The organism is Plantactinospora sp. B6F1, assembly GCF_040120695.1.
Taxonomy (GTDB): domain Bacteria; phylum Actinomycetota; class Actinomycetes; order Mycobacteriales; family Micromonosporaceae; genus Plantactinospora.
The window spans coordinates 29,372-46,885 of the sequence record NZ_JBEEAC010000015.1; the positions used below are offsets into that span (position 1 = coordinate 29,372).

Below are 17,514 nucleotides of genomic sequence, written 5' to 3' on the forward strand. Positions count from 1 at the left end.
CGGTTCCTCCATCGGTGAATCTGCCCGGGACCGGGCCGTCCAACGGGCCCATCGTGCAGGATAAGCGGATGCCGAGCCTCACCCGGGTAGCGGCGGCGGAACGCGCCGCCCTGCTCACCGTCGAGTCGTATGACATCGCGCTGGATCTCACCGGAGGAACGGAGCGGTTCCGGTCGACGACCACGCTCCGGTTCCGCTCCAGCACGCCGGGGGCGGCGACGTTCGTCGAGGTCAGGCCGGCCCGACTGCTCGGAGTACGACTCAACGGCGTCGAACTGGACCCGGCCGCGCTGGACGACAACCGGTTTCCGCTGACCGGGCTGGCCGCCGAGAACACGCTGGCGGTCGAGGCGGAGATGGCGTACTCGAACAGCGGGGAGGGACTGCACCGGTTCGTCGACCCGGTCGACGGCGAGACCTACCTCTACGCGATGTCGGGGGTGGACAACGCCCAGCGGATCTTCCCCTGCTTCGACCAGCCGGACCTGAAGGCGCCGGTGACCCTGACGGTCCTCGCGCCGCCGAACTGGACCGTGGCCGGGAACGGGCGGCTCGCCAGCGAGCCGGTCGCCGGACGATCGGTGTTCGCCCCGACCCCGCCACTGGCCAGCTACTTCGTGACGCTGGTCGCCGGCCCGTACGAGGTGCGCCGGGCCGAGCACGACGGCATCCCGCTGGCCCTCTACTGCCGGCGATCGCTGGCCGAGCACCTCGACCGGGACGCCGAGGAGATCCTCACCGTCACCCGGCAGTGCCTGGACCGGCTGCATCGACTCTTCGGGGTGCGCTACCCGTTCGACAAGTACGACCAGGCGTTCGTGCCGGAGTTCAACATGGGTGCGATGGAGAATCCGGGCCTGGTCACCCTCCGGGACGAGTTCCTCCCCCGCTCGGCGGTGACCGAGGCCGAGCGGGAGCACCGGGCGAATGTCATCGCGCACGAGATGTCGCACATGTGGTTCGGCGACCTGGTCACCCTGCGCTGGTGGGATGACCTGTGGCTGAACGAGTCGTTCGCCGAGTACTTCGGCACCCGGCTGACCGCCGAGGCGACCCGGTACGACGGGGCGTGGACCACCTTCGCGCTGCGCCGCAAGGCCTGGGGGTACGCCGCCGACCAGCGTCCCTCCACCCATCCGGTCGCGCCGACCGAGGTACTCGACGCCAGCGAGGCGCTCTCCAACCTCGACGGCATCTCGTACGCCAAGGGCGCCGCGGTCATCCGCCAGCTGGTCGCCTGGCTCGGCGACGACGCCTTCCTGGCCGGGCTGCGGGAGTACTTCGTCGCGCACCGGTTCGGCAACGCCACCCTCGTCGACCTGCTCGCGGCACTCGCCGCCAGCAGCGGTCGCGACCTGACCGGCTGGGCGGCGGTGTGGCTGCGCCAGCCGCAGCTCAACACCCTCCGTGCCGAGGTGCGGCTCGGCGAGGACGGGCACTACGCGGAGGTCGCCCTGGTGCAGAGTGCCCCGCCGGATCATCCGGTGCTGCGCCCGCACCGGATAGGCGTCGGGCTCTACGATTCCGATCCGGCCGGCGGGGGGAGCGGGCTGCGGTTGCGGGACCGGATCGAGGTGGACCTCGACCCGGCGATGGACCACGGTCGTACGGTGCTCGGCGGGCTGACCGGCCAGCCGGCGGCCCGGCTGCTGCTGCCCAACGACGGCGACCTGACCTTCGCCAAGGTACGCCTGGACGCCGGTTCGGCCGCCGCCGTGCCGGCGGCCCTGCCCGAACTGGCTGATCCGCTGGCCCGGGCACTGCTCTGGGCGGAGATGCTGGACGCGGTGACCGACGCGGAACGGCCGGTGGCCGAGCTGGTGGCGTTGGTGGTGGCGGCCCTGCCGACCGAGACCGAGGTGGTCGTGGTGCAGGACGTGCTGGGTCGGACCCGCGACCTGCTCGACCGCCACCTGGAGCCGGAGGTCCGGCCGGCCGCGCTGGAGCAGCTCGCCGGGGCCTGTGTCCGGCTGCTCGCGGTGGCGCCACCCGGCGGCTCGGGCCAGCTCGCCGCGGCGCGCGGGTGGATCTCCTCGACCGTCGACGCGGCCCGGCTGACCGGCTGGCTGGCGGGCAAGGAGGTTCCCGACGGGCTTACGGTCGACGCCGAGCTGCGCTGGGCGGTACTGCGCCGGCTGGTCGTGCTCGGCGTGGCGGGTGGGCCGGAAATCGCCGCCGAGCAGGCCGAGGACGCCAGCGCCAGCGGAGCGGAGTGGGCCGCGACCTGTCGGGCGGCCCTGCCGGAGCCAGCGGCCAAGGAGCACGCCTGGCGGTTGATCGTCGGGGAGACGAGCCTGTCGAACCGGCTGCTGGAGGCGACCGCCCGCGGATTCTGGCAGCCGGAGCAGGGGGAGCTGACGAGCTCCTATGTGGAGCGGTACTTTGCCGAGATGCCGGCGGCGGCGCGGCGCCGTACCCCCTGGGTGGCCGACCGGGTCGCCGGGCTGGCCTATCCGCGGTACGCCGTCTCGGCGCGGACCCGGGAACTGGCGGCGGCGCTGCTGCACCGGGACGACCTGCCGCCCGGCCTGCGCCGAGTGGTGGTCGACGAGGACGACGACCTGCGCCGGGCGCTCGCCGCGCGGCGGTGAGCCGCCACGGTTTCGTCTGCCGCCCACGGTTTCGTCTGCCGGGCGATCGGCCGGAAAGTGCGATCTGGCTCATGATCGCCGGAACGGGCGGCGGGTCCGGCTTACGATCAAGCCGTGGAGGCAGACATCCGGCGGATAGGGATCATGGGGGGCACCTTCGACCCGATCCACCACGGGCACCTCGTCGCGGCGAGCGAGGTGGCCGACCGGTTCGAGTTGGACGAGGTTGTCTTCGTGCCCACGGGGCAGCCGTGGCAGAAGGCGGACGAGCCGGTCAGTTCGGCCGAGGACCGCTACCTGATGACGGTGATCGCGACGGCCTCGAACCCGCGATTCCAGGTGAGCCGGGCCGACATCGACCGGGGTGGTCCGACCTACACCGTCGACACCCTTCGTGACCTGCACGCGGAGTGCGGCCCGAAGGTGCAGCTCTTCTTCATCACCGGTGCCGACGCGCTGGAGAAGATCCTCTCCTGGAAGGATCTCGACCAGATGTTCGAACTGGCCCATTTCATCGGGGTGACCCGGCCCGGGTTCGTCCTCTCCGACGCGCACCTGCCGGCCGACACCGTCAGCCTGGTCGAGGTGCCCGCGATGGCGATTTCCTCCACCGACTGCCGTGCCAGGGTGGCTGCCGGTGGGCCGCTCTGGTACCTCGTCCCCGACGGTGTGGTGCAGTACATCGCCAAACGAGGGCTCTATCTCGGGTGATTTCGCCGGGTTTCATGCTCATCGTTCGTTAACCGCCGAGCCGTACCGCGCCCCCGTGTGAGAGGCTAGGAGGGTCCAACGGTTGATCGAAGGAGAATGGTGACAGCTTCCGACCGCGCCCGTGAGCTGGCAACGGTCGCCGCGCAGGCCGCAGTCGACAAGAAGGCGCAGGACGTCGTCATCATCGACGTTGCGGACCAGCTGGTGATCACCGATGCGTTCCTGCTCGCCTCCGCGCCGAACGAGCGACAGGTGACCGCGATCGTGGACGCGATCGAGGAGGCGCTGGTCGGTCTGCCGGAGAAGGCCAAGCCGGTCCGTCGCGAGGGCGAGCGCGCCGGCCGCTGGGTGTTGCTCGACTACGTCGACCTGGTGGTGCACGTCCAGCACAGCGAAGAGCGCGAGTTCTACGCACTCGACCGGCTGTGGAAGGACTGCCCGACGATCCCGTTCGTCGATCGGGACCTGGTGGAGGCCGAGGCGGGCATCGCCGAATGACCCGGCTGATCGTCTGGCGACACGGCAACACGGACTGGAACGCCGCCAACCGGGTGCAGGGACAACTCGACGTACCGCTGAACGACCTCGGCCGCGAGCAGGCTGCCCAGGCGGCACCGCTGCTCTCCGCGCTGCGTCCGGACGCGATCGTCGCCAGTGACCTTCGTCGGGCGGCCGACACCGCTGCCGCGTTGGTGGCCCTGACCGGGCTGCCGGTCCGCACCGATGCCCGGCTCCGGGAACGGTTCTACGGGCAGTGGCAAGGGCTGCTGATGACCGAGGTGGCGCAGCGGTTCCCCGCCGAGTACGCCCGCTGGCGGGCCGGCGACCCGGATCCCGGCGCCGAGGTGGAGAGCCTGGACGACCTCGGCAAGCGGGTCGGCACCGCGTTGCAGGAGGCGGCCGACGCCGCACCGGGCGGCACCATCGTGATCGCCACGCACGGCGGCGGCGCCCGGCAGGGCTGCGGCTACCTGCTCGGCTGGGACTCGACCGTGCTGCGGTCGGTCGGGCCGCTGAACAACTGCCACTGGACCGAGTTGCGGTACGACGAGGTGCGCGGCTGGCAGTTGCGCGGGCACAACGTCGGTTTGATCACCCCGGGGCCGGCGCCGACCCCCGTCTGAGCCGTGCACGCTCTGCGCTCGGTTCTCTGCTGGCTGGCTGGCCGGTCGTCTCGCCGCCGGGATCGGCTACCGTGCCGGAATGCCTGTCGCGGTCGTCACCGACTCCACCGCCTACCTGCCAACCGAACTGCTCGACCGGTACTCGCTCACCGTCATACCGCTGATCGTCGTGGTCGACGGGACTCCCGGACGGGAGGGCGTCGACGTCGGGCCGGCGGACGCGGCCCAGGCGCTGAGCGCCCGGCGGTTCTCGATGAGCACGTCCCGGGCGGCGCCGGAGGAGTTCGTCGAGACGTACCGCCGGGTGCTGGCCGGGGGTGCCGACGGCGTCGTCTCGGTACACCTGTCGGCTGAACTCTCCGGCACGGTGGACGCGGCCCGGCTGGCCGCCGCCGAGTTGGGTCCCCGGGTCACCGTGGTCGACGCCCGGTCGACCGGGATGGGTCTCGGCTTCCCGGCGCTCGCCGCCGCCGAGGCCGCCGCCCGGGGTGCGGGCCTGACCGAGGTACGCCGGGCGGCGCTGGACGCCATCGCCCGGACCAACACCTTCTTCTACGTCGACACCCTGGAGTTCCTTCGGCGCGGTGGCCGGATCAACGCCGCCGAGGCGCTGCTCGGTACCGCTCTGTCGGTGAAGCCGATCCTGCACGTGGCCGACGGCGGAATCGTGCTGCGGGACCGGGTCCGCACCGCCGGACGCGGGCTGACCCGGCTGGTCGACCTCGCCGTGGAGGCGGCCGGTACGGGCGAGGTCGAGGTGGCGCTGCACCATCTCGCCGTACCGGACCGGGTGGCGGACCTGGCGGAGAGGCTGAGCAGCCGCCTCGGCGACCGGCTCCGGGCCACGTACGTCACGGAGGCCGGCGCGGTGATCGCCACACACACCGGGCCGGGACTGGTCTGCGTGGTGGTGCACCGCCGGTAGCTGAGGTCCGCCGGTAGCTGAGGTCCGGTCCCCGGCTCGTCGCTTCGGCCGGCGGAACCGGCTTCTCTCCGGCAGGCACGCCGGTGACCTCGGGTTCCCGGTGCAGCCCATAGCACACTTTCGCTTGATCAGGGCGTTGTCCACAGTGGCGTCGGTTGTCCACAGACTGGCCCTGGGCGGCCGATGCGACGTCGCGCCGGTCGCCTATTTTCGCCGGGTGTCCGACGACGAAACCCTGGTGCGGCAACGCCTCGCCCGGCTACGCGGTGACCGCGCCACCTCGGCGGAGCGGTTGGCCGACAGCTCCCTCTTCGACGGTCCCCTTCTCACCGGCCCTGTTCCTGCCGGTTTCCCTGCCGTCGGTCCCGTTTCCGCTGGTCCTGTTTCCGCTGGCGCCGTTGCGGGCGGCCTTGCTTCTCCCGAGGCCGTTGCGGCCGGCCAGGATTCCTCCGGCGGCATTCTGGGCGGCACCGGGTCGGACCCTTCGACGGAGCCGGGCCGGCTGGCCGGTCCGGGCGCCTTCGACCCCGGACGCCGTGGCGTCAGGGCCCTCGCCGTGGTAGCGGTGGTCGTGGTGCTCGGAGCGGCCGGCTGGGCCTGGCTGTCCCGTCCCCGCACCGAGCCGGTCGCGGCCCTGCCGTCCCCGGCGTCCGCGTTCGGACCGACTCCGTCGACGTCGGGGTCCGCAGTCGGCGCCGCCGAGGTGGTGGTCGCGGTCGCCGGCAAGGTTCGCCGCCCCGGTCTGGTGCGCCTGCCCGCCGGTGCCCGGGTCGCCGACGCTCTGCAATCTGCCGGCGGGGCACTGCCCGGTGTCGACGTGGCGCTGCTCAATCTCGCCCGCAAGGTGACCGACGGCGAGTTGATCCTGGTCGGAGTGACTCCGCCACCCGGAGCCGGCCCGGGCGGCGGCGCACCGCCCGGTGCGGCTGCGGGCGGCGCTGGCGCCCAGCCGGGCGGTGGGAGAGTCAACCTCAACACCGCTACCGTGGCGCAACTCGATGCCCTGCCCGGAGTCGGGCCGGTGCTCGCGCAGCGCATCGTGGCGCACCGCGAAGAACACGGTGGTTTCCGCTCGGTGGCCGACCTTCGGCAGGTCAGCGGCATCGGAGACGCCCGCTACGAGGACCTCAAGGACCTGGTGACGGTGTGACGGCCCACCACCGGCGCATCGCCCCGGCCAACCCGGCCCATCCGGCCGATAAGGGCCAGCGGGCCAACCGACCACTTCGGGTCAACCAGTCTCAGCCGGCCAACCAGTCTCAGCCGGCCAACCAGTCTCAGCCGGCCAACCAGTCTCAGCCGGCCAACCAGTCTCAGCCGGCCAATCAAGCTCAGCGGGCCGGCCGAGCTCAGCGGGCCAACTCAGGCAACTCCGCCCGCCGGGCCCACCCAGCACCCCGGGCCCAGCCGGCCGGCGAGGCCGGCACACACCAGATGGAGGCCGCTTCCGGCATGGCGTCCAGCGGTACGGACCAGGGCGTGGTGGACGTGCCCGAGCATCGCCAACCGCCGGATCTTCGGCTGGCCGGGCTGGCGCTCGGGTCCTGGCTGTCGGCGCTGGCCGGGCTCCTGCTCGGCACGGGCCCGACCGTGCTGGTCGCGGCGCTGGCCGGCGGCGCCGCGCTGGCCCTTTCGGGGCGGCTGGCCCTGTCGCGTCGGTCGGTTCGGTCGGAATGGGCAACCCTGTCGCGTCGGTCGGTTTGGTCGGGGTGGGCAACCCTGTCGCGTCGGTCGCCCCTGTCGAGGTGGGTGGTGACCTCGGGGCAGCTCGGCCGCCAGGGCCGTGCCCTTTGCGACCGGCACGGTTGGGTGGTGGTCACCGTCCTGCTCGGCGTGGTCTGCGGCAGCGTGGCAACGGCCGCCCGACTGGGAGTGCGGGACGCGCCACCGATCAGCCGGCTGGCTGAGGACCGGGCCAGGGTCCGCGCCGAACTGGTGGTCCGGGACGATCCACGGCCGATCGGCGGCGTCGCCGGGCGGCCGGCGACCTATCTCTTGTCGACCCGGCTGGTCTGGCTCGCCGAGGAGGAGACGAGCCGGATCAGGATGCCGGCTCGGATTCTGGTGCTGGCCACCGATCCGGGCTGGCGTGGGCTGCTGCCCGGTCAACGGGTGACCGCCACCGGGCGACTGGCGGCGCCGCGCGGCGGCGACCTCACCGCCGCCGTACTGACGGTGAGCACCCCACCCGTGCCACAGGGGACACCGTCCTGGGCACAGCGGGCGGCCGGCTCGTTGCGGGCCGGGCTGCAACGAGCCGCCGCGCCGCTGCCCACCGAACCGGGCGGGTTGCTGCCAGGCCTGGTGGTCGGCGACACCAGCCGGCTGGAGCCGGCGGTCGAGGAGGACTTCCTGATCACGGGTATGACCCACCTGACGGCGGTCTCCGGATCCAACGTGGCGATCGTGGTCGGGCTGGTGCTGTTGCTGGCCAGGTGGGCCCGGGCCGGGCCCTGGCTCGCCGCCGTGCTCTCGGGTGCCGCACTGGTCGGTTTTGTCGTTCTGGCCCGACCCTCGCCGAGCGTGGTCCGGGCCGCCACGATGGGGGCGATCGGTCTGCTGGCGCTGGCGGTCGGACGACCACGGGCCGCCCTGCCGGCGCTGGCCAGCGCGGTCACCGTACTGGTGGTCGTCGACCCGGAGCTGGCCGGCGACGCGGGATTCGCGCTCTCGGTACTGGCCACCGGCGGGCTTCTGCTGCTCGCTCCCCGGTGGCGGGATGCGCTGCGGCGTCGGGGTGTGCCGGCAGGTGCGGCGGAGGCGCTGGCCATCCCGGCAGCGGCGCAGCTGGCCTGCGCGCCGGTGGTGGCGGGGCTCTCCGGCACGATCAGTCTGGTGGCCGTACCGGCCAACCTTCTGGCGGTGCCGGCGGTGGCACCCGCCACGGTGCTCGGGGTGACGGCGGCGGTGCTCTCGCCGATCTGGCCCACCGGCGCGGAGGGCATGGCGTGGCTCGGCAGCTGGCCGGCGTGGTGGCTCGTCCTGGTGGCCCGGTACGGCGCACGACTGCCCGCCGGGACGTTGCCCTGGCTGGACGGGGTGGCTGGCGGGTTGCTACTCGGGGTGCTGACCGTGGCGCTGCTGATCGCCGTCCGTCGGCCGCTGGTGCGCCGGCTCGTCGCGGTGGTCGCGGCTGCCGTGGTGGTCGGCGCGTTGCCGGTGCGGTTGGTCGCCACCGGGTGGCCACCGGCCGGCTGGGTGGTCGTGGCCTGCGCGGTGGGTCAGGGCGACAGCCTGGTGCTGCCGGTCGGCGTCGGCCGGGCGGTGGTGGTGGACGCTGGCCCGGACCCCGGGGCGGTGGACCGCTGTCTGCGCCGGCTCGGCGTACGGGCGGTGTCCCTGCTGGTGGTGAGCCACTTCCACGCCGACCACGTGAACGGGGTGGACGGAGTCTTCCGGGGACGGCGGGTGGACGCGGTGGTCGTCCCGCAGTGGCTGGAGCCGGCCGAGGGACGCGCCACTGTCGAGCGCGCCGGCAGCGCGAACGGCGTACCGGTCGGCACGGTCGGTGCCGGTTGGACCTACGCGGCCGGCTCGGTGGCGCTGGTCCTGCTGGGTCCGCCGTATCCGATCCGGGGCACCCGCTCGGACCCGAACAACAATTCCCTGGTCCTGCGGGCACAGGTGGGCGGAGTCAGCATCCTGCTCTCCGGGGATGCCGAGACCGAGGAGCAGCGGGCGCTCCTGGAGTCCGTGCCGGTCGCCCGGCTCCGGGTGGACGTGTTGAAACTTGCTCACCACGGCTCGGCGTACCAGGAGCCGGCGTTCCTCGACACCGTACGTCCGGCGGTGGCGTTGGTGCCGGTCGGCGTCGACAACGGATACGGGCATCCCAACGCCGGAGTGCTGGACCGGTTGGCCCGGTCGGGCGTCCGGGTGCTGCGCACCGACCGGGACGGGGATCTGGCGGTGGTCGGGGCGGGCGGCGGACAGCTCTCGGTGGCGGTCCGGGGACTGGACGTCGGCGATGGGTCCACCCGGTGATCTCGGCTTCGTCGCCCGGCAGGTGGGCCGCCCGCTCCATACCGGGCAAACCAGGAGTCTCGTGCCGGCCGTCCGGGCCTGGGGGCTGGGTGGCGATGCGGACGATGCCGGTCGCGCCGCCCGGCACCCGTTCGAGTGTGGCGATTATCCGGCCCCGCGTGGTGACGCTGTGCCGACCGGCTCGGGCGGTAGGCTCCGACCGGTCACCACAACCACTGGCGTGGAATGCCAGGGTTAAGATAGATGTCTGGATTTGCACTAAGTGCGGGGTCAGCCGCAGCGAGCCGGGTGACCAGGCCCGATGAACGCACGCCACGTGCGACGATGACCTCGTGACCCCCGCTAGTCTCGCCCCCGTCGTACTCGTGCTCGGTGACGAAGAACTGCTCGCCACCAGAGCGGTCGCCGGAGTGGTCGACGCGGCCAGAGCCGCCGACCCGGACGTCGACGTACACGACCATGAGGCGGGTGCGTTGGGAGCGGGAGAGATCGCCGAACTGCTCGGACCGTCCCTCTTCGGCGGTCGGCGGGTACTGGTGGTCCGGGCTGGACAGGACGCCAAGAAGGACCTGGCCGCGACGCTGCTGGCGTACGCGAAGAATCCCGACCCCGAGGTGCAGTTGGTGGTCACCCACCTCGGCGGGGCCAAGGGCAAGGCCTTCGCCGACGGCCTCCGGGCAGCCGGTGCGGAGGTCCTGCCGGCGGCGAAGCTGAAGGGCCACCGGGACCGGGTCGCGTTCGTCCGGGACGAGATCCGGCGCGGCGGCGGCCGATGCACGGACGACGCGGCCGAGGCGCTCATCGCGGCGGTCGGCAACGACCTTCGCGAACTCGCCTCCGCCTGTTCGCAGTTGTTGGCCGACACCGACGGACGGATCGGCGTCGACACCGTCGCCCGGTACTACCGGGGGCGGGCCGAGGTGAGCGGGTTCACGGTCGCCGACGCGGCGATGGCCGGTGACGTGCCGGGCGCGCTGGAGGCACTGCGCTGGGCGTTGCACGTCGGGGTCGACCCGGTGCCGATAGCCGACGCGATCGCTGACGGAGTGCGCACGGTCGCCCGGGTCAGCTCGGCGGGCCGGGGCAGCGCCTACCAGTTGGCGAGCAGCCTGGGCATGCCACCGTGGAAGATCGAGAAGGCGCAGCGGGTCGGCCGGGGCTGGACACCGGAAGGGCTGGCCGACGCCATGTACGCCGCCGCCGAGTGCAACGCCGCCGTCAAGGGCGGTTCCGATGACCGGGGCTATGCCCTGGAGCGTGCCGTGGTCGCGGTCGCGACCGCCCGCAGGGCGAGCGCATCACGATGACCGCGGTGACGGCGATGCCGGCGGACGAGGAGCGGTTACGACCGCTGTACGCCCGCGTGCTGCGGCTCCGGCACGTCGACCCGGGCGGGATGCTCTGCTTCGTCTTCTTCGAGGGCACCGTGGCCCTCGGCCTGCTGCTCGCGCTCGCCGAGTTGGTGAACTGGTGGGGCGTACTCGTTCTGCCCGCGACCGTCGCGGTCATGGTGAAGATCAACGACGTGGTGGCCGCGGCGGTGCTCCGCTCAGCGGCCCGGGTACCCGCCCAGGAGCGGGAACGGTTCCGTCGGCAGATCCAGCCGGCGGTCGGCCGGGCCAGTGTGCCCAAGCGGTCACTGGTCGCGTCCGGACAGACCCACCGGCTGACCGCCCCCGGATCTGGCACCGCCGGTGACCACAGTGCCGGGACCAGCCAGGGCTCCCGGACTGTCCACGACGGCCGGTCCGGCCAGGGCGCCCGGTCCGGTAACGGCGCAGCGTCTGGTGACGGCGCCCGGTCCGGCCAGGGCCCGACTGGGGATGCCGCCCGGTCCGGTAACGGCGCAGCGTCTGGCCACGGCAGCCAGACGGGCCACGGCAGCCAGACTGGCCACGGCGCACCGACGCACCGGACCGCCTCGGCCAACCGGCTGCCGGCCCGGTTGCTGGTTGCCCGCTCGTTCGGCATGACGGCGCTGCTCCGGGCCCGGCTGGAGCTCGGCGGACGGCGTCGGCCCCATGTCGACCCGACCACGCCGGTCCGGGCCGACGGCGGGGAGGGTGGCGACGCCGGGCGGCGCGAGCACGGCCGACCGTACTCCGGGTTGCCGCAGAGCCGGCAGGAGCAGCCGGCACGACCCGCCGCAACCGCTCGGGCCCGCAACAGCGGCCTGGTCGAACGCCTGGACCAACGACCGGACGGGGGCTGGCTCTCCCGGCATGATCCGATCGACATCGGCCGCCAGTCGGCGAGACGCCGCTACCGGTAGCCGCCGGGCCCGGCCCGCATCCGTGTGCCGCGTCGAAACGAACACGTGTGGCCCCCCGAGCCGGCCGGCTCGGGGGGCCACACGTCAGGTGTGGGGCTCCGCCGTCAGGCGGAGGGACCGTCAGGCAGAGAGCGACTGCAGCCGCTTGGCGATCGCAGACTTGCGGTTCGCCGCCTGGTTCTGGTGGATCACGCCCTTGCTGACAGCCTTGTCGAGCTTGCGCGAGGCGTCCCGCATCAGCTCGGTCGCCTTGGCGCTGTCTCCGCTCTCGGTCGCCTCGTGGAACTTGCGGATGGCGGTCTTCAGCGACGACTTGACCGACTTGTTACGCAGCCGGCGCTTCTCGTTCTGCCGGTTGCGCTTGATCTGGGACTTGATGTTCGCCACGCGACAGCCTCGTCCTGGTAGCTAGGGTTACGTTTGCCTTGGATGCGCGGGCGACGACGCACGTCGGAGTACGGCCGTGTCGGCACGCGCGAAAAGCCACGTTACCAGGTACGCCGCGCCGGAGCCAAAACAGCCCACTACCATCCCCGGCGCCACAGCTCTACCGTCCTGGCGCCACAGCTCTACCATCCCTGGCGCTCGGCCAGCCAGCCGAGCGCGGTCTCCGCACTCCACCGCTGGTGGGCCCGGATGTGCGGTGAGCCTGGGTCGGAATCGGCCGCCGCGTTGACCAGCCAGTACCCGGAGAGGGCGGCGAGCGCGGCGTCCAGCCCGTCGACCGGGGCGTCCCGTGCCGCCGGGTGGGTGGCGAACAGGGCGTCGGCGTCCAGCCCGCTGGCGTACCCGGTGACCAGCAGACTGGCCAGGTCGAACCAGGGTGGGCCGTAGCAGAGCCACGTCCAGTCACAGAGCCAGGCGGCTCCGCTCCGGTCCAGCAGTACGTTGTCCACCCGCAGGTCGCCATGGATCATCGACGGCAGGTCGGCGTACCCGGGAAACCTGGCCTCCAGCGCGGCCAGTTGCGGCAGCCGGTGCCGGGCGACGGCGGGTAGCTCCGGCACGGTCTCCCGGCCGGCCGCCAACTCGGCCCACCAGGCCAGGTCGGCCCGGGCGAGGTCGGCGAGCCGTGGTACGCCCAGTACTGCCAGCTCGGCCGGAGGCTCCCGGAGCGCTGCCGCGACGGTCGCGTACGTGTCGAGGGTCGCCGCCAACTCGGCCGGCAGCCAGGGTAGCCCCGGCATCCGACCGTCGATGGCGTCCAGGCAGATCACGTGGTATCCGGCGGCGGTCAGCGTCCAGCGGGGGCGGGCGACGGCGAGCCCGGCTGGCAGCGCGGCGGTGATCGCCGCCTCCCGGGCGTACCAGTCGCTGAGGTGTCGCTGGTCGACCAGGGACGCCGCCTTGACGAAGACCCGGTCTCCGGCCACGGTCCGCAGCACCCCGGCGAACCCGCCGGTGAACCCGCCGCCTGCGGTGCCGGCCGAGTCGACCCGGGCGCCCAGGCGGGCGCTGATCGCCGCCCGTAGCTCGGCGGGGAGATCGGCCCAGCCCGGGCGTACGGCGGTCGCGTCGTACGGTCTGGGCGGTACCGAGATGGCTGCCATGTCACAAGTCTGCCCTGCTTCGCTCGGGCCGGCCCGGAGTGGCCCGGGTCGGGCGGGGCCACCGGAGGCGGGGTCGAGCCGGACCCCCGGAGGCGACGCCGTGTGGGCTGCAGGAGGCGGGGCCACCGGAGGCGGGGTCGAGCCTGAGCACCGGAGGCGACGCCGTGTGGGCTGCCGGAGGCGGGGCCACCTGGGCAGCCGGAGGCGGGGTCGCCGGGGACGGCGGGGCGGGAGACGGCGCGGCCGGCGGCGCCTCCGGGACGCCGGTCCGGGTGTGACGCCCGGGCGGGGTGACGGAACTCGCGGCGGTGATCCGGCGGCCTCGGCCGGGTGCTCCCGGGCGGCATGGGAACATAGAAAGCTCATTGTCGTCAGCCAAGCAGAACGGATCGCCGTGCCACCGACGCCCGACTCCGGCGCGAACTCCCCTGGTGCCACCGACCCCGGCCGCATCAGGAACTTCTGCATCATCGCCCACATCGACCACGGCAAGTCGACGCTGGCCGACCGGATGTTGCAGCTCACCGGCGTGGTCGACCCCCGGCAGATGCGCGCCCAGTACCTCGACCGGATGGACATCGAGCGGGAGCGTGGCATCACGATCAAGAGCCAGGCGGTCCGCATGCCGTGGACCGTGCGAGAGGGCGACCAGCAGGGCGAAGAGGCCGTGCTGAACATGATCGACACGCCTGGCCACGTGGACTTCACCTACGAGGTGTCCCGGTCGCTCGCCGCCTGCGAGGGGGCGATCCTGCTCGTCGACGCCGCCCAGGGGATCGAGGCGCAGACCCTGGCGAACCTCTACCTGGCGCTCGAGAACGACCTGCACATCATCCCCGTACTCAACAAGATCGATCTGCCGGCCGCCCAGCCGGACAAGTACGCCGAGGAGTTGGCGCACCTGATCGGCGGGGATCCGAGCGACTGCATCCGGGTCTCCGGCAAGACCGGCGAGGGGGTGCCGTACCTGCTCGACGAGATCGTCCGGCAGTTCACCCCGCCGGTCGGCGAGGCGGACAACCCGGCCCGGGCCATGATCTTCGACTCCGTCTACGACGTGTACCGGGGCGTGGTGACGTACGTCCGGGTGATCGACGGGCGGATCGAGGCGCGCGACAAGATCAAGATGATGTCCACCGGTGCCGTGCACGAACTGCTGGAACTCGGTGTGATCTCCCCGGAGATGCAGAAGGCCGGCGCGCTCGGGGTCGGCGAGGTGGGCTACCTGATCACCGGCGTGAAGGACGTCCGGCAGTCCCGGGTCGGTGACACCGTCACCATCAACGCCCGGCCGGCGGGCGAGCCGCTCGGCGGCTACAAGGACCCGAAGCCGATGGTCTACTCGGGTCTGTACCCGATCGACGGGTCGGACTATCCGGCGCTGCGGGACGCGCTCGACAAGCTGAAGCTCAACGACGCGGCACTCAACTACGAGCCGGAGACCTCGGCCGCGCTCGGCTTCGGCTTCCGCTGCGGCTTCCTCGGCCTGCTGCACCTGGAGATCATCGGCGAGCGGCTGGAACGCGAGTTCAACCTCGACCTGATCTCGACGGCACCCAACGTGGTCTACCGGGTTGTCATGGAAGACGACAGCGAGGTCACGGTCACCAACCCGAGCGAGTACCCCACTGGCAAGATCGCCGAGGTTTACGAGCCGGTGGTCCGGGCCACCGTACTGACCCCCAACGACTACGTCGGCGCGGTTATGGAGCTCTGCCAGGGGCGGCGCGGCTCGTTGCAGGGGATGGACTATCTCTCCGCCGACCGGGTCGAGCTGCGCTACACGCTGCCGCTCGCCGAGATCATCTTCGACTTCTTCGACCAGCTCAAGAGCCGTACCAAGGGCTACGCCTCGCTGGACTACGAGCCCACCGACGAGCAGCGCTCCGACCTGGTCAAGGTCGACATCCTGCTCAACGGCGAGCCGGTGGACGCCTTCAGCGCGATCGTGCACAAGGACAAGGCGTACAACTACGGCGTCTCGATCGCGTCGAAGCTGCAGAAGTTGATTCCCCGGCAGCAGTTCGAGGTGCCGATCCAAGCGGCGATCGGCAACCGGGTGATCGCCCGGGAGACGATCCGGGCGATCCGCAAGGACGTGCTGGCCAAGTGCTACGGCGGTGACATCAGCCGGAAGCGCAAGCTGCTGGAGAAGCAGAAGGAGGGGAAGAAGCGGATGAAGATGGTGGGCCGGGTCGAGGTGCCGCAGGAGGCCTTCATCGCCGCACTCTCCACCGACTCCGGCGACGGCAAGGGCAGCGGCAAGAAGTGATCCCCCGGGGGTACGGCCCCGGCGCGTCCTTCTGCCCCCGGTGCGCGGCGGCCCTGCCCGGCCCTGCCCCGACCACCTGCACCCGGTGCCGTTACCAGCTCTTCGTCAACGCCCGCCCGACCGTCGGCCTCGTCATCCTCGACCGCGGTCCGTCCGTCGGTCCGTCCGCCTCCGCCCCGGCTGGTGTCGTGCCGGGGGTTCCGGCGGGTCAGGCCGGTACCGTGCGGGCAACTGCCGTGCCGGGGCCGGACCTTGCCGACCTGCGCTTCCTGGCCCTGCGTCGGGCGGCGGAACCGATGATCGGCCGGTGGGAGACGCCGGGCGGGTTCTGCGACGGCTGGGAGCACCCGGCCGAGGCAGCGGTACGGGAGGCACGTGAGGAACTCGGGATCTCGATCACTCTTGGTGACCATCTCGGCATGTACATCGGCAGCTACGAGTTCCAGGACGAGGTTCTTCCGGTCCTCGACAACTTCTTTCTGGCCACCCTGGACGACCCGCGGATCGTGCTCGACCCGGCCGAGTCTGCCGAGCTGAGCTGGTTTTCCCTGGTGAATCCACCCCCGCTGGCCTTCGCCACGATGGACGCGGCGATTCGGGACGCGGCGCGACGTCTGGGCGGCTAGGTCGGTTTGAGTTTTTCAGCCTTCGGGAATCTAGCTGTCACCACAACAACGTGTGACGCATCCGAAGGAGGACGGCCGTGGAACTCACCGTCTGGGGTATTATCACCGCGCTCATCGTCGGTCTTGTCATCGGCGCCCTCGGTCGTCTGGTCGTGCCAGGCCGCCAGGACATGCCGATCTGGCTGACCATGCTGATCGGTGTCGGCGCCGCGCTGCTGGGCACGGTCATCGCTCGGGCCGCGGGCATCGCGACCGCGACGCCCGGCATCGACTGGACGGAGTTGCTGATCCAGGTCGTACTGGCCGCCGTGGCAGTGGCCCTGGTGGCCGGGGTCGGTCGCCGTCGGCGAGTCAGCCGGTACTGAGCAACCCGCTCCCGTCAGAACCAAGGGGCGCCGGCCGACTCGGCTGGCGCCCCTGCTGGCGTTCGGGGTCGCGAACACCTTCCCCAGCTATCGGGGAACCCGGGGCGGTACCGGTCTGGCGCCGACTGCCGAAGACCGCTAAATTCACCACGGCCGTACGATCGACTGCGGTGATCTACTAGCCGGCACCACCTATAGTTCCGAGCATTCATTCACATTTGCTCAAATGATCTCTCCATGTTACGCTCTGTAAGTGTCTACGGACTCTCTCCCAGAAAGCGTCAGGGTGTCACCTCTACAGCTTTCGGATCGGCATCCCAAGGTCACGCTGTACCTTGAGGCGTACACCCCCCTGGTCGAAGAGTGGTTCCAGGCGTTGCGTGATTCCGATGCGCTGACGGAATTGCGCCGTACCTCGCCGGGCCGCGATCTCGTCGACAATCTGCAAAGGCTCGACCAGCTTTTTCGCGACCTGGTCGACGGCATGTTCGCGCGGCCGACCCCGGTCCTGGAGCGCGCCCTGGCGGTGGTGGCCGCGAACCGCGAGGCGGTCGTCTGGGAGGACCAACTGGTGCCCGGCCCCGGTGCCGGCAGCGACGAGTTGGCGGCTTCGCTGCGACACAAGTTCAAGCGCAACATCAGCCTCGCCATGCTGGAGGCGTTGATCTGTCTGGAGTCCGCCCTGACCTACGGCCGGGAGGTTCTGGGGCTGTCCGGTGCGGAGTTGGAGCGCACGCTGCGGAGCAGCACCTCCATGCTGGCCAGCCTCTCCGTCCTGCACGACCAGCAGGAGATGGCCCGGATGCGGCAGTTGACGGGCGACCCGACCGAGATCCAGCACCCGAAGTTCACGGTCGCGGACATCGTCCGGGGCGCCTTCCGGATCGGGCCGGACAAGTTCCGGGCCGTCGGTCCGGAGGGGCAGCGCAAGATCCGGTTCGGCAGCGTCCCGCCGCGCGGCGTCGAGCTGGACAGCCCGACCATGAAGTGTCCGGCGCACCGGCTGACCGACGGCGAGGGCCAGCCGCTGAACAACGAGTTCTGGGCGCTACTGGTGGACGTCTACCGGATGTCCGGTCGGCTGTTCTAACTCC

At 71.7% G+C, this 17,514-nt stretch carries 14 protein-coding genes and 1 pseudogene; 13 read left to right on the forward strand and 2 right to left on the reverse strand.

The window, feature by feature from the left end; all coding sequences use genetic code 11:
- The first annotated feature begins 68 nt into the window (after positions 1-68).
- From pepN to ABNF97_RS19770, 9 genes and pseudogenes are all read left to right on the forward strand, one after another.
- Positions 69-2,591, forward strand: coding sequence for an aminopeptidase N (gene pepN / locus ABNF97_RS19730; protein WP_349339378.1), 2,523 nt, complete (start codon positions 69-71; stop codon positions 2,589-2,591).
- A 114-nt stretch (positions 2,592-2,705) separates the two neighbouring features.
- Positions 2,706-3,302 carry a nicotinate-nucleotide adenylyltransferase gene (gene nadD, locus ABNF97_RS19735; RefSeq protein WP_130461069.1) on the forward strand — a complete coding sequence of 199 codons (597 nt, stop codon included), beginning with the start codon at positions 2,706-2,708 and terminating at the stop codon, positions 3,300-3,302.
- Positions 3,303-3,401: 99 nt separating this feature from the next.
- Complete coding sequence (gene rsfS / locus ABNF97_RS19740; protein ID WP_130461068.1) at positions 3,402-3,800, forward strand: ribosome silencing factor; 399 nt, start codon at positions 3,402-3,404, stop codon at positions 3,798-3,800.
- On the forward strand, positions 3,797-4,426 hold the full coding sequence (locus ABNF97_RS19745) for a histidine phosphatase family protein (RefSeq protein ID WP_349339379.1): 630 nt from the start codon (positions 3,797-3,799) through the stop codon (positions 4,424-4,426). The genes rsfS and ABNF97_RS19745 overlap by 4 nt, the downstream gene beginning before the upstream one ends.
- 79 nt (positions 4,427-4,505) lie before the next feature.
- Positions 4,506-5,351 carry a DegV family protein gene (locus tag ABNF97_RS19750; protein ID WP_349339380.1) on the forward strand — a complete coding sequence of 282 codons (846 nt, stop codon included), beginning with the start codon at positions 4,506-4,508 and terminating at the stop codon, positions 5,349-5,351.
- 217 nt (positions 5,352-5,568) lie between these two features.
- A complete protein-coding gene (locus ABNF97_RS19755) occupies positions 5,569-6,501 on the forward strand; it encodes a ComEA family DNA-binding protein (RefSeq protein WP_502930522.1) in 933 nt (310 codons plus the stop codon).
- 302 nt (positions 6,502-6,803) lie between these two features.
- Entirely contained in the window at positions 6,804-9,335 is a 2,532-nt protein-coding gene (locus ABNF97_RS19760; RefSeq protein WP_349339381.1) for a ComEC/Rec2 family competence protein, read from the forward strand.
- Positions 9,336-9,667: 332 nt separating this feature from the next.
- The gene (gene holA / locus ABNF97_RS19765; RefSeq protein ID WP_130461064.1) at positions 9,668-10,642 is read left to right on the forward strand and encodes a DNA polymerase III subunit delta; all 975 of its coding nucleotides are present in this window, start codon (positions 9,668-9,670) and stop codon (positions 10,640-10,642) included.
- Positions 10,639-10,962 (forward strand): annotated as a pseudogene (locus ABNF97_RS19770) (hypothetical protein); the annotation flags it as partial. The gene holA and the pseudogene ABNF97_RS19770, both read left to right, overlap by 4 nt.
- A gap of 765 nt (positions 10,963-11,727) precedes the next feature.
- Here the strand turns inward: ABNF97_RS19770 and rpsT are convergent.
- Together rpsT and ABNF97_RS19780 are read right to left on the reverse strand one after the other, a co-directional pair.
- Entirely contained in the window at positions 11,728-11,994 is a 267-nt protein-coding gene (rpsT, locus tag ABNF97_RS19775) for a 30S ribosomal protein S20 (RefSeq protein WP_107269985.1), read from the reverse strand.
- 182 nt (positions 11,995-12,176) lie between these two features.
- Complete coding sequence (locus ABNF97_RS19780) at positions 12,177-13,157, reverse strand: phosphotransferase family protein (protein ID WP_349339382.1); 981 nt, start codon at positions 13,155-13,157, stop codon at positions 12,177-12,179.
- Between the two features lie 394 nt (positions 13,158-13,551).
- Between ABNF97_RS19780 and lepA the strand changes: the two genes are divergently transcribed.
- The 4 genes from lepA to ABNF97_RS19800 all read left to right on the forward strand — a co-directional run bounded on the left by lepA (position 13,552) and on the right by ABNF97_RS19800 (position 17,510).
- The gene (gene lepA, locus ABNF97_RS19785) at positions 13,552-15,429 is read left to right on the forward strand and encodes a translation elongation factor 4 (RefSeq protein WP_349339383.1); all 1,878 of its coding nucleotides are present in this window, start codon (positions 13,552-13,554) and stop codon (positions 15,427-15,429) included.
- Between the two features lie 221 nt (positions 15,430-15,650).
- Positions 15,651-16,055, forward strand: coding sequence for an NUDIX domain-containing protein (locus ABNF97_RS19790; protein WP_349339384.1), 405 nt, complete (start codon positions 15,651-15,653; stop codon positions 16,053-16,055).
- A gap of 77 nt (positions 16,056-16,132) precedes the next feature.
- Entirely contained in the window at positions 16,133-16,420 is a 288-nt protein-coding gene (locus tag ABNF97_RS19795) for a GlsB/YeaQ/YmgE family stress response membrane protein (RefSeq protein ID WP_130461060.1), read from the forward strand.
- Positions 16,421-16,706: 286 nt separating this feature from the next.
- Positions 16,707-17,510, forward strand: coding sequence for a hypothetical protein (locus tag ABNF97_RS19800; protein WP_130461059.1), 804 nt, complete (start codon positions 16,707-16,709; stop codon positions 17,508-17,510).
- Positions 17,511-17,514 lie beyond the last annotated feature (4 nt).

What these genes read in the sequence shown, in the direction of transcription:
- ABNF97_RS19745 (WP_349339379.1), top strand. Translation starts at nt 3,797, where the DNA reads ATGACCCGGCTGATCGTCTGGCGACACGGCAACACGGACTGGAACGCC.
- pepN (WP_349339378.1), top strand. Translation starts at nt 69, where the DNA reads ATGCCGAGCCTCACCCGGGTAGCGGCGGCGGAACGCGCCGCCCTGCTC.
- ABNF97_RS19780 (WP_349339382.1), bottom strand. Translation starts at nt 13,157, where the DNA reads ATGGCAGCCATCTCGGTACCGCCCAGACCGTACGACGCGACCGCCGTA.
- ABNF97_RS19750 (WP_349339380.1), top strand. Translation starts at nt 4,506, where the DNA reads ATGCCTGTCGCGGTCGTCACCGACTCCACCGCCTACCTGCCAACCGAA.
- ABNF97_RS19760 (WP_349339381.1), top strand. Translation starts at nt 6,804, where the DNA reads ATGGCGTCCAGCGGTACGGACCAGGGCGTGGTGGACGTGCCCGAGCAT.